This window comes from Sporosarcina sp. PTS2304 (genome assembly GCF_003351785.1).
Classification (GTDB): Bacteria; Bacillota; Bacilli; order Bacillales_A; family Planococcaceae; genus Sporosarcina.
On sequence record NZ_CP031230.1, the window covers coordinates 1497030 to 1510019 of the forward strand.

At 38.2% G+C, this 12990-nt stretch carries 12 protein-coding genes; 2 read left to right on the top strand and 10 right to left on the bottom strand.

All coding sequences use genetic code 11. The annotated features are described in order from the left end of the window. Positions 1-39: 39 nt before the first annotated feature. Both DV702_RS07030 and DV702_RS07035 read right to left on the bottom strand, forming a co-directional pair. On the bottom strand, positions 40-1242 hold the full coding sequence (locus DV702_RS07030) for an MFS transporter (protein WP_114924127.1): 1203 nt from the start codon (positions 1240-1242) through the stop codon (positions 40-42). A 20-nt stretch (positions 1243-1262) separates the two neighbouring features. Beyond that, a complete protein-coding gene (locus DV702_RS07035; protein ID WP_114924128.1) occupies positions 1263-1754 on the bottom strand; it encodes a PaaI family thioesterase in 492 nt (163 codons plus the stop codon). A 156-nt stretch (positions 1755-1910) separates the two neighbouring features. Here DV702_RS07035 and DV702_RS07040 point away from each other — a divergent pair, with 156 nt between their 5' ends. Together DV702_RS07040 and pepF are read left to right on the top strand one after the other, a co-directional pair. Next, positions 1911-2348, top strand: a complete 438-nt coding sequence (locus tag DV702_RS07040) for a hypothetical protein (RefSeq protein ID WP_114924129.1) — start codon at positions 1911-1913, stop codon at positions 2346-2348. 80 nt (positions 2349-2428) lie between these two features. Continuing rightward, positions 2429-4240, top strand: a complete 1812-nt coding sequence (gene pepF / locus DV702_RS07045; RefSeq protein WP_114924130.1) for an oligoendopeptidase F — start codon at positions 2429-2431, stop codon at positions 4238-4240. A 50-nt stretch (positions 4241-4290) separates the two neighbouring features. On the opposite strand, the gene DV702_RS07050 is transcribed toward pepF, so the two are convergent. The 8 genes from DV702_RS07050 to DV702_RS07085 all read right to left on the bottom strand — a co-directional run bounded on the left by DV702_RS07050 (position 4291) and on the right by DV702_RS07085 (position 12980). Further along, positions 4291-5307, bottom strand: a complete 1017-nt coding sequence (locus DV702_RS07050) for an LLM class flavin-dependent oxidoreductase (protein WP_205407226.1) — start codon at positions 5305-5307, stop codon at positions 4291-4293. Between the two features lie 196 nt (positions 5308-5503). Beyond that, the gene (locus DV702_RS07055) at positions 5504-7561 is read right to left on the bottom strand and encodes a DUF2339 domain-containing protein (RefSeq protein WP_114924131.1); all 2058 of its coding nucleotides are present in this window, start codon (positions 7559-7561) and stop codon (positions 5504-5506) included. 117 nt (positions 7562-7678) lie between these two features. Beyond that, positions 7679-8509, bottom strand: coding sequence for a bifunctional hydroxymethylpyrimidine kinase/phosphomethylpyrimidine kinase (gene thiD / locus DV702_RS07060; RefSeq protein WP_114924132.1), 831 nt, complete (start codon positions 8507-8509; stop codon positions 7679-7681). A 126-nt stretch (positions 8510-8635) separates the two neighbouring features. Next, positions 8636-9982 carry a dihydrolipoyl dehydrogenase family protein gene (locus tag DV702_RS07065; RefSeq protein WP_114924133.1) on the bottom strand — a complete coding sequence of 449 codons (1347 nt, stop codon included), beginning with the start codon at positions 9980-9982 and terminating at the stop codon, positions 8636-8638. Positions 9983-10294: 312 nt separating this feature from the next. Beyond that, positions 10295-10675 carry a DUF3887 domain-containing protein gene (locus DV702_RS07070; RefSeq protein ID WP_162805741.1) on the bottom strand — a complete coding sequence of 127 codons (381 nt, stop codon included), beginning with the start codon at positions 10673-10675 and terminating at the stop codon, positions 10295-10297. 23 nt (positions 10676-10698) lie between these two features. Beyond that, positions 10699-11517: a hypothetical protein gene (locus DV702_RS07075; protein ID WP_114924135.1), complete on the bottom strand. Its 819-nt coding sequence runs from the start codon at positions 11515-11517 to the stop codon at positions 10699-10701. Positions 11518-11636: 119 nt separating this feature from the next. Then, positions 11637-11843, bottom strand: coding sequence for a TOBE domain-containing protein (locus tag DV702_RS07080; protein WP_114924136.1), 207 nt, complete (start codon positions 11841-11843; stop codon positions 11637-11639). Positions 11844-11915: 72 nt separating this feature from the next. Beyond that, positions 11916-12980: a diguanylate cyclase gene (locus tag DV702_RS07085; protein ID WP_114924137.1), complete on the bottom strand. Its 1065-nt coding sequence runs from the start codon at positions 12978-12980 to the stop codon at positions 11916-11918. Positions 12981-12990 lie beyond the last annotated feature (10 nt).

Genomic DNA, 12990 nt, shown 5'->3' on the forward strand with positions numbered 1-12990 from the left:
GGTCAATCATAATACTATTTAATCATATACTTGCATTAGTTACGTCGCTTTTATTTTTTGATCACGCGGTAAACCTAGCCCCACCAACCCTATAAATGGTAAGAATGATGTAATTATCATCGTTTGATATATTCCCGCGTAGTCAATTAATTGTCCGATCAACACTGCACCGATCGCACCCATACCAAATGCAAGCCCTACCGTTAAGCCCGCCATCGTTCCAATTTTAGAAGGAACTAGTTCTTGCGCATATATGACAGTGACCGAAAAACTAAGCATCAAGAAAAATCCTATAACAAGCAGTAAAATGGCCACACCCCATAAGGGCGCGTACGGAAGGAGTAAACAAAGTGGAAGCGGTACAATTAATGACAGTAAAATTACATTTTTGCGTCCAATTCGATCAGCCATGGGACCACCAAAAAATGTGCCCACTGCCCCTACTGCCAAGAATAAGAAAATATACAATTGACCTTTGGCAATCGTAAGACCATAATTTTCTATCAAATGAAAGACGTAAAAGCTTGTAATGTTCGTAACATAAAACGAACGGGCAAAAATAATAACCATCAGCAGAATGAGAGCAATAACTACTTGGTTTTTAGTTAAACTTTCCATTGTCGTCAATAATACTTTCTTACGCTTTCCTAAACGCTCCTCTTCCAATTGTTTTTTATACCAAAAAGAAATTCTAGATAACAATGCAATACCCGCCGCTGCCACTAAAACGAATATGGCTGCACCTATTTGCCCAAGTGGTACAAGAACAAATGCACTGATCAAAGGAGCTAGCGCTTGTCCTGAATTCCCCCCTACTTGATAAATCGACTGTGACAATCCTCTTTTATTCCCAGCCGATAAAAAGGCTACTCTCGACCCTTCCGGATGGAATATGGCAGAACCCAAACCTAGGAATAAAACAGAAATAATAATTAAAGAATAATTTGGAGCGAGTGCCAAACCTGCCATTCCGACAAGGGAAAATGTCATTCCAATCGGTAATGCAAAAGGCTTAGGTTTTCTGTCACTGAAATATCCAACGATCGGTTGCAGTAAAGAGGCAACGATGTTCAATGAAAACGCAATAAAACCTAATTGAGTATAGCTAAATTGATACTCTTCTTTAAGAATCGGCAACATCGCAGGAATGACAGATTGCAGTGTATCATTAAATAAATGGCACACTGCGATCGCGATCATAATCGGATATACAGGGTTATTCGCATGTAAAGATTTGTTCATACAATCTGTTCACACCTTATCTAGTTGTCTAATTTATTTGTGAAGGATGCAGGCATTACCACACCGATCACTTCTCCTGTTGCACATAATTCTTCACCTGCAAAAATTTCTACATCTACTTTCCATTTCTTCGGATGGATCTCAGTTACTTTTCCGACCGCCTTTAGAACCTGTTCCTGAGGGGTCGGTTTACTGTATGTAATGTTTAATGATGCCGTTACAAAGCGTGGAGGAACTGCATCATCTTCAGGTTCATATCCGTTCTTTCTATGAAGTGCCAATGCGCAAGACCCTGTGCCGTGACAATCCATAAAAGATGCTAAAAATCCACCGTAAACAAAGCCAGGAATAGCTGTATATTTTTCAGATGGCAATGTGTACGTAACTGTATGATCCCCTTCCCACGCTGTTCTGAAATGATTTCCTTCTTCATTCAAACGTCCGCAGCCATAACACCAAGAAAAATCATCCGGGTACTTATCTTGAATCGCATCTGCTACATATTCTTTCATATAATAACCTCCTTTAGATGAATTGTTTCTATTATACATTCCGAAAATTGAAATATCGACTTAAATGTATACATAGTATGTGTAGACCTCACCTTTGTGAGTATCCTGGCGATTACTTTCATATACTAGATAGATACGGTAAAGGAGGGAAATCCGATGAAAATACGTGGTGTGTTACTGGCCCTTTTAATGACATTTGGATTTTATGTCATGATTCAGACCATCCAAGAATCTACGTCGCATCCGTTAAAACGGATCCAAACAGAAGCATCCTTTTCAACGATTATATTTAAACAGCCTAGTCTTCATGAACAACCTGCTGTCACTTGGAAAATAGATCAAGCAGAAGAAGTAAAACGTTTGCTACAATTTTTACAAGCATATGACTATGTACGTGTAGATCCAGATACTTTGAATTTGTTGGACGATCATCCACTATTCTCTATCGATCTACAAGATGACTCTGGCAATCGCATGACTATTCTAATAGAAGAAGGGATCCTTATTCAAAATGATCATTTATATTACGAAGTAGTAAATGGTCCGCTTCAAATAGATTGGCTGACAGAATTTATCATTTCCAACAAACCGTAATTTTGTACTCACTCTATATTTTATACTATACTGTTTATTAATTCGGAAACCGAATAATTGATTCGAAGGAGAGATTGATAGTGGTGAAAAGTTTACCGAAACGCGCGCAAGTGAATGAAAAAGAAACGTGGAATCTGCAAAATTTATTTGCAGATGAAGAAGCTTATAATAAAGCAATTCAAGCAGTCCAAGATGAAGCTGCCTCGCTTGAAACAACATATAAAGGAACGATTACAGATGCGGCTTCTGCAATTAGTGCACTAGATGTCTATCGGAAATTACAAGAAAATATTATTCCAATAGCAAGTTATGCAGAATTGGCTGTGAGCGTGGATTTAACAAATGATGAAGCGCAAATGAGAGAAAGTCGTTTCAGTTCACTCGCTGCAAAAATCAATAGTCAGACCGCATTCGTAATGAGCGAGCTATCTGAGCTTTCCGAAGAGATTTTACAACAAGCTAGCGAATTATCTGAAGAGTATTCAGTATTGCTAAAAAAAATAATTCGCCTGAAACCCCATCAACTGCATCCCGAAGTGGAGAAGTCACTCGCTGCACTATCTTCTACTTTCCAAGCACCTTACTCACTGTACAATACGACAAAGCTTGCAGACATTGCATTTCCCAATTTCACAGTAGATGGGAAAAGTTACCCATTAAGTTATGTATCTTTTGAAGGCGCGTGGGAGTCAGAACCCGATACCGCAAAAAGACGAGCAGCGTTCCAAACATTTTCAAACAAATTAAAAGAGTATCAGCATACAACAGCAAAGACATATGATATGCATGTACAGACAGAGAAAACGCTAGCTGATCTCCGCGGCTATGATTCCGTTCTCGATTATTTATTGATGGAACAAGATGCTGAAAGAACTATGTATGACCGGCAGATCGATGTTATAATGGAAGATTTAGCTCCACACATGCGTAGATATGCAAAACTATTACAAAAAATTTATAAATTAGATGAAATGACATTTGCCGATCTAAAAGTTCCAGTTGATCCATTATTCGAACCATCCATTACTATTGAAGAATCTAAAAAATATATGGATGATGCACTTGGTATTATGGGAGAAGACTATTTGGATATGGTGAATCGTGCATACTCAGAGCGCTGGATTGATTTTGCACAAAATGAAGGAAAATCAACGGGTGCTTTCTGTGCCAGTCCATATGGCAGTGGTTCTTTTATTTTGATTTCTTGGACGGGTAGCATGGAAGATGTCTTTGTTTTGGCACATGAACTAGGGCACGCGGGACATTTCTATCATGCCAATCATGCACAAAATATATTTAATTCAGAGTCGTCGCTATACTTTATTGAAGCCCCTTCTACGATGAATGAAATGTTGATGGCTAATCATTTATTGAAAAGCTCAGATGATCCTAAATTTAAACGGTGGGTACTTTCATCCATTGTTTCACGCACGTACTACCACAACTTCGTCACCCATTTGTTAGAAGCGGCATTCCAGCGTACTGTCTATGAACATGTAGACGCAGGTGGCAATGTGAATGCGACACTATTAAACGATATGAAACGTAAGGTACTCGAACAATTCTGGGGTGACTCTATTACACTTAATGGAGGTGCGGAGTTAACATGGATGCGACAACCGCATTATTATATGGGGTTGTATCCATATACGTATAGTGCAGGTTTAACGATCTCAACAGAAGTAGCTAAACGAATACTAAATGAAGGCAAGCCAGCAGTTGAAGAGTGGTTGCAAGTTCTCCGTGCTGGAGGTTCTAAAACACCTAAAGAACTGGCAAAAATGGCTGGCATCGATATTACAACAGAAAAGCCATTACGTGATACGATTGCGTATATAGGATCATTAATTGATCAAATCGAGCAATTAACAGCAGAAATTGAATCTCAGTAAATAAAAAATCCGCTAGCGTTAAATATTACGCTAACGGATTTTCTATACACTTACTCCATTAATTCACTCACTATTTCGTATGAACGTAAACGAGCTTCATGGTTAAATATACCCGAACTAATAATTAGCTCATTTGCTTTTGTCACCTCGATAAAGTGTGCTAATTTTCGTTGAATCGTATCTGGACCTCCAATAATTACAGATGGTGCTTCACTTTGCTGAGCAACTGCCTGCTGTTCAAATGGCGACCACACAGCATCAATATCTTCAATCGGTGGCTTAAATTGTGTCATTTTACCTTGGCGGATATTTAAGAACTGTTGCTGCATAGATGTAGCTAAATACTGGGCTTCTTCATCGGTATCGGCTGCTATTAAGTTGATCCCCATCATCGCATGCGGCTGTTTCAGATCTTTTGAAGGACGGAAGTTTTGATGATACAGTTGCAAAGCTTGCATCATGTAGGCAGGTGCAAAATGGCTGGCGAATGAAAATGGTAAACCGAGCTGCGCAGCCAATTGTGCACTAAACCCACTGGAACCTAATAACCAGATCGGCAGTTGTTGCCCAGCCCCTGGAAATGCACGGACGCGGTCGGTAGGATTTCCTGTGAAATACATACGTAGCTCTTCCAGTTGCTGTGGGAAATCTTCTCCTCCACTATGCAATGTTCTTCGTAATGCATAGGCAGTCGCTTGATCACTTCCCGGAGCACGGCCTAAACCTAGATCGATGCGTCCTGGATACATCGCGTCTAATGTACCGAACTGCTCTGCGATGACGAGTGGTGCATGGTTAGGTAACATAATCCCTCCCGAACCTACACGTATACTGTTTGTCTTGCCCGCCACATGTCCAATGATGACAGATGTCGCTGAACTTGCGACACCCGGCATATTATGATGTTCTGCAAGCCAGTAGCGATTAAATCCCCAGTCCTCTGCATGTTGCGCTAGACTTACACTGTTCTCAAATGATTGCCCTGCATGACTACCTTCATTAATCATAGCCAAATCTAATATGGACAAAGGAATTCCCTTATATGTTTTCGCTTGTTCTCTTATCAATTCAGTCACTCCTTCAAACACACATTTTCTAACTTACTATTCGTAACCTTAACAAGATATTTGTAAGATGTACAATGATTTGAATTGAAAAATGGACTGTTCAATTTAAAGAATGAAGTAAAATTAAACCGAGCAGAAAAAAGGTTTTTCTCTGCTCGGTTCATGTACATGATTTATTGGACAGTTCCTTCATTACTCATTCTTTCCATAACGTTCGTGAATATAATAGACCTGCTACACCTACTACAATAAACAAGATAGAACGAATTATAATAGAAACGCTATAAAGATCTACAAGGAATAATTTAATAATACATGCGCCTATTAGTACAACCCCAAGAACTTTCACTGCTTTCCATTGCATTTTACTGCCTAAGCTTATAGACAAGAACGCAAAACCGAATAGCCAAAACGTATGAACGAGTAAAATCCACTCTGTTGACCAATTATTTATCCAGACGATAGAAAAGTACCATTTATTCAAGAATATGAATGAAATAATTTGCATGCATACAGCCAATGCACTCGTTTTTACTTTCAATAACAAATAAAATTTATCCTTCACTATTGATACAAATAGGTAGATCAGAAGTAACACATAAATGATTTGCACAAACAAATTAAAATAAAATATGTTTCCTAACCTATCTCCGCCTAGCCCCGTGCCAAGAACAATAAAACTAGCCAGTAAAAATTCTATAATCGTTGCATGTGTAATATATCGTCCATGCTGCCACTTTCGAATTGTGTAGAATGCACCCAATGCGAGCGCAAGTATTGCAAGCTGAATATGGATCATTGTTTGTCCTGAAATATTTAGTCCCAGTAAAAATACATTCATTACTTTATAAAGATAGACAAGAAACACAAGTTGACCTACAACTAATGATTGATCTAAGTGAATTACAGTACGGACAAAGACAGGACGCCATCTATAAAATGAATAATAGATTGCAAACATTGTTAAAAGGAATACTATCCATACTATATGTTGGATTGTTAAAAGACTGGTGAAATCTACTGCAATAAATGTCGCATAAGCAGTAAATACATAAACTAATCCGCCGGTAATTACAGGGCGAACTACTTTATAATATAAACCAACCCATATTCCAATTGCCCCATTAAACAATAATAACATGACTTTCACGTACATTTCATCTGTTTGGAAAGCCAAAATTAACACACTGATGGCAAAGATAGCTACTGCACAGAGCACACCACGTACTTTTGATTTTTTTCTGACAATTGCAAAAAGCGCAAGTGTACTGTAAATTGTTGCGAATATACCGAACATAATGATTTCTTGCGTGTACTCTAAAAGTTTGATCCATCCTAAAGCGAATACAAAGTTCGTATACACCAAAGTCTCCGTAAATACTTGTCTTGCAATATATCCTTTTAAATAGATTGCAAGAAGTACTATATGTTGTATTAGAGCAGTTGCCACTATTATATTTTCTGGCACCTCAAACCCACCTAAAACAACGTAAGCTGCTAAGGATAGGTGAAACAATAGAAACGTCGCATAAAACGAATATTTATGTTGATTACGCAATGAAACGTAAAACAGAGATGCAAATAATAACAATAAATATAAACAAAATTGCACGGCCGTACCCGCTTGACCCTGTATTAAGAACGGCAGTAAAAATCCTGCAATTGCTGAGAAAATTGTTAATGTTTCAGATTTTGTTTGAAGAGACAAATAGAGACCCACAACGATATAGGCAATTCCTACGAAAAACGCGATAATAAAATTGAAATAGCCATATAAATAATACGCTGCAAAAGTCGTAAGAATACCGAGCGCAATGCATCCGCCCAGTAAAGTTAAACCGAAACCGTTTTTCTTTCGCTTGATATAGCGCATACCTAGAAAGTATAGTCCCGCTGACGCAATATATCCTAATGCAATGCGAACGACTCCTGTAATTATTCCGTATTCCATACCTACTTTTAATCCCCACAAAACACCTAGCAATAATATAAACATGAACACGCGAGGTAACCATATACGTAGTTGTTTTTCAAAATCCATCTCTTTTTTCTTTCTTATTGCTGGTACTTTTTGTTCTGTTAATAGCGCTGGTTCATCTACGTCAAAAGAGTATTCCTTTTTGGCTGTTAATCGTTCTGCATTTTTCTGACCAATGATCTTATCGCCTTTTAATAATTCTAGCTCCTGTTTAAGTATTCGTACTTCGGCTTCTAAATCAGAAACACGTTGAACAATTTTTTTATGTTCTTCCATTCACATCCCTCGCTCTCATATTTACATAGTTATCTTATAGCATCTACGTTTTAACGTTCTGAATAGTTTCAGTATTCTATTAAAAAACCATCCAACACTATGTGCTAGATGATTTTTCTACATTTGTTCGATCGTTACTTTACAATCCGTCTCATCATACTTTCCATAAGCTGCATGATAAGTAGGACCGACACCCGCTTTAAATGTTAAGGAATAGCGAATCCCTGCTGTAATGAATTTCTTCGCTTCCATGACAGCTTCTGGTACATTTTGACCTTTTGCTAGACCCGCCGTAATAGCAGCGGAGTAACTACAACCCGCACCATTTGTATGAATGGTATCAATTCTGGGAGCTTCCAACAAATAAAATTGCTGTCCATCACACAAGACGTCTATTGCAGGACCTGTTAAGCGACCGCCTTTAACTAGTACATATTGAGATCCTAATTTCATTAAATGACGAGCGGCTTCCTTTAAATCTTCCACTGTATTTAATTCTGTTCCACCTAATAAATAAGATGCTTCAGGCATATTAGGTGTAATGAGTGTCGCTAAAGGTATTAGTTGATTCTTCATAGATTCCATCGCATCTTCTTTTACTAACGCAGATCCCATTTTACCTATCATTACTGGATCTACGACAATATTTTGAATTGCAGTTTGCTTAATCCAATAGGCAACATTTTCAATTATCTCCTTTGTAAATAGCATACCTGTTTTTAATGCATCGACTCCAATATCTTTTTCAATCGTCACTAATTGGGCTTCAATCGCATCCCAAGATTGAGGAAATATTCCTTGACCTGTCCTCGGATTTCTCGCTACTATAGCAGTGACTGCTGTTGTACCGAACACATCAAACTCTTGGAATGTTTTTAAATCAGCCTGAATACCTGCTCCGCCACGTGCTGCAGAACCGGCGATTGTCAAAGCGCGTTGTATAGTCATTGTCACGTCTCCTTTTTCTATGTACGTAATTCATTCAATAGTGGGAACTGCGTCATTGTAAAGGATAACGTGAGTATAGGAAAAGAGTCAAAATCATTACTTTACGTAAGGTCAGATACATTCAATTTATACCATATATGAAATGTCTGAAGCAGCAGTGGGATAAGCAAATGGCATTTTTTTCAAATCATTTACTGGTATTTGAAAGCGGATTGCTAGCGCAAAATGATTAATTAACTCATCAGCACCTCTTCCCAGCAAATGAGCCCCCAGTACAATTCTCTCTTCTTGATCAATAATTACTTTAAAGCCTGCTACTCCTTCATTCGTGATTTTATGACTGAACCAGTCTGTTGTATCTTGAGCTTTTACATAAATCTTTTTGCCGGACTCTTTCGCCTGCTCCTCACTCATTCCGACTGATGCAAGCATAGGAACCGTGTAAACAATTGATGGAACGACTGGATAATCCGCCGTTTTCTTATTTCCTTTCAATAGATTCGACGCAACCACATGAGATTCAGTCGTTGCAATAGGTGTTAGCGGGGGTGCGTTTGTAGAAGCAGCATCCCCAGCAGCATAGACATGCGGATTACTCGTACTTTGCATATATTCATTAACACATACACCTTGCTTGTCTGTCGCTACATTTCCTTTCTCCAAATCCATGTCTAGTGAAGGTGAACGTCCGGCTCCATGAATCACAATATCTGCTTTCCAATTGACACTACGATCTTCTTGCTCTCCATGAACAATATAAGAATCACCACACATCTCAATCTTATGAACAGCAGTTTCTAAATGGATATGAATCCCCAGTTCTCTAGAATACTTAATAAGAGATTGTACTAAATCAGAGTCAAAATATTTTAGAGCACGTTCACTTCTGTGTAAAATATGCACTTCTGAACCTGCGCGTGCAGCAATATGAGCGAATTCAAAGGAGATAAAACCGCCGCCAACGAAAACGATCTTTTTAGGTAATGTATTCAAATCTAGGAAGTCATCGCTTGTCCGCAAATATTCTTCGCCTTCAATTCCCATTTTTAATGGCTCCGCACCTGATGCGATCAAAATGTATTTACCTTTTACTATGTCATTACAAACTTTCAATTCATTTTCACTTTGAAAAAAAGCTGCTCCATGGTACATATCAATTCCCGCTTCCCCAAATTTCTCTTCAGTATCTTCAGGAATTGTTTCCGTAAATGTGCTTTTAAAAGCCATTAATTCCGGCCAATCAATTGTACTGTCTTCAATAATACCTTTCCCATGCATGCGCTTATTCCAGTCAATTAATTCGGCTACTTCCACTAATACCTTTTTCGGATCACAACCACGTTGCGAACACGTGCCACCAAATGGACGATGATCAATAATTGCTACACTCCAACCAGCCTCCTTACATTTCATAGCTGTAATGGAGCCTGCACTCCCCGTACCGATGACTACCAAATCGTACTCTTTCACCATAGTCATTCTCCTCCTTCATTATGTATCTTCCAAAAATCTCTACTCTGTAATGAACTACCCTTTATGCTTGTAGTTTACACGTGTAGAGAATCATCTACAGTGAATGGACATTTCAGGTTAGATTTGATAAATTGATAATAAAAATGCATGCAGATGACAGTCTACATGCATGACTACTATTTTACTCAACATCCCCTCGTCAACTGGACATCCCTTCCGACACGTTTACTACATCGTACCCTTCAGCCAATAGCAATTCACTCGCTACTTGCGAACGATTGCCACTGCAACATACAATTTGGTGGTTATTTTTCACTTCACATGGAATGCGGCCATACGTTGCTGATCGTCGAATGTTAGTGTATACACACGCCGATACTTACTATATGCAGTGACGAGATTGATTATATAGTAACCCTCACGTAAACTACTGGATGAATTTTCGAATCTTACAAATTCACCTGATTCTTTTACGATATCCGCAATCACTTGTAACTGCTCAACCGGCATTGCTTCTTTCATCGCCTCATCAAACATCGTACGCATTTCATCAAAATTTTCTTCATGTAATAATGAAACAATTCGTTCAGCTTTATCACTGTATAGCTTCGCAGTAGTATCATCAATTTTATTACTGCCGCAAGCTGATAGTAGGAATGCAGACACAACCGCAAATAAAACGATCTTTTTCAAATTTTCACAACCCTTTCTACACATTACTCAGCAGACTGGAAACTTACGGCAATTTCCAGCAAGTCGTCCGGTGATATTATGTCTGAGAGTTCATACACAAGTTTGCCGTCTGCCCACAATGCATACTGATTGTCTCCTGTAGCGTTTAAATGAATGAGTCCATGTTCTTTTGGTATTGGCAAAGCATAGGACTCCAAATATTCGACACTTCTCTTAGCCAGCTCTATACCTAGTTCTGGTTGATCTGTATACGTATGGGTCGCTAACGCCCATCGCCCTTCATTCCAACTTGTCCACAGCTGACCAACTCCCGCATCTTGAAAACCAGTAATGGAATGACCCAGATCTACAGGCTCTCCACCAATTGAAGCGTAATCTTCAAATCCAATTTGTTCATCAGCCACTTGCTCTGTACTGTAATTTTTCACTCGAAGAACTGCTATTTTTTCTACAGTCGAAGAGTTATCGTTTATTATTTTGTCGTTAAGTGGCAATGGTTGAGCTGTAGAATAAAACGTAATCTCACGAATATTTGATTCTTGACTTATTGTAGCAGTTAGATATTTTCCTTTTTGCAATGGCAGTTGGTTTGGCAACTTAATATTAACAGTTGATCCGAGCTGTTCTGAGACCTTTGAGAGTACTTGTTGTTGGGTTGGCTCTTTTTGTTTGTCAGAATCACTTTTTGGTTGTTCTACAGGGGACGTGGATAGTTCCATTTCTCCGTTATTTTTTGTTGCTTCAATTTCAGTAGGCTGTGATGGATTTTCCTTGTCTGTATAACATGCACTCAATAAAGTACATAACCATAAAATCGAACTTGCAACTAATGTTTTTTTCATTGTTACCCTTCCTCTCTATACAATTTTATTCCCATTCAGAGAGAGATTAATCAGAACTTTACTATAAAAAAGCTGTTTATGGAATCATTGTAAATTCCATAAACAGCTTAGTATGATATTTACTCTTTACCGACCATTACAGCGCTTGCTTTAATAATTGCTACTGCTGAATCGCCAACTTTCAAATGTAAAGCTTCTGCAGAACCGGAAGTAATGCTAGAAACGATTTCCGTTCCTCCGACATCAATTGTGACCTCTGTTGAAATGGGTCCCGGCTTGATTTCTGTTACAGTCCCTTTCAGTTGATTGCGTGCAGATAGTTGCATAGATTGTAACCTCCTTTACTTGTATTCATTTAGTATAACTAAAACTGCCTATCAAATCATCTATACTATTAATTATACGACTAATTGATCTTTCCCTAATTCTTTAGCAAGATATAATTTGTGATCTGCTTCTTCAATCGCGTTTTGAAGCGGTGTATTTTCTATCCAATGAGCTAATCCTATCGATACAGTGACCGGAATAGATTGGGTTGCTGTGATATTAAAATTTGTTAAGCGAATTCGTTCTTGAATTTTTTCTATTAAGGCGATAGCTTCTGCGTGATCTTTTGTACATAAATGTATCATGAACTCTTCCCCGCCATAACGCGCTATGATCAATTGGTCAGTTTTGAATGATGCAAAAATACGAGATATTTGTATTAAAGCTTCATCTCCCGCGACATGTCCATACTGATCATTGAGCTTTTTAAAATTGTCGATATCGAACATGGCGATATAATGCTGTTTACACTCATCATTCGCTTTTATTTTTACTTCCGCAAGACGTATACATTCCTGTCTGTTTAACAAACCAGTCAGCTGATCATGAGTGGCAAGAAACTGTAGCTGGGCTTTCATTTCGATTCTATTATTCTCAATTTGAATGACTGTATAATAGATCAGTGTGGCTATAATAAATGAACTATACCGCCACAGCCCGATGTCCAATAGGATTTCAAAACCGTCATTCAAAATAAACATGAGAGGAATATCTGAAAGTGCCCAACAGATCGATACGATGATAAAGCGATCCCAAAAACGTCCTTTTCTTCCAATAAATTTAGCATAAATTAACGCAAAAACAGTGGGGAGAACCATTCCAAACACTATACCGGGAATCGCTCCATCCCCTCCCATAAAAAAACGCCATAGGCATGCTAGGAATAGTGTAGAAAGGGTAATTCGCCAACTGCTAAAAATAGCTAAAACAGTTAAAGGGATTAAACGTAAATCAAATCTATACTCTCCTAAGAAGATAGGAAGATAAAACATGGAAATAATAGTAATTGACATTAACAGCACAATACTTATTTGCAACATTAGCTTTGAAAATCTTTCTCTATACCCTATTAGTGTGGTAACTGCTAAGTGACTTAGTAAGATAACTGCCAAATTAGATAAAATAGATTGAATCACTATGTGGTAC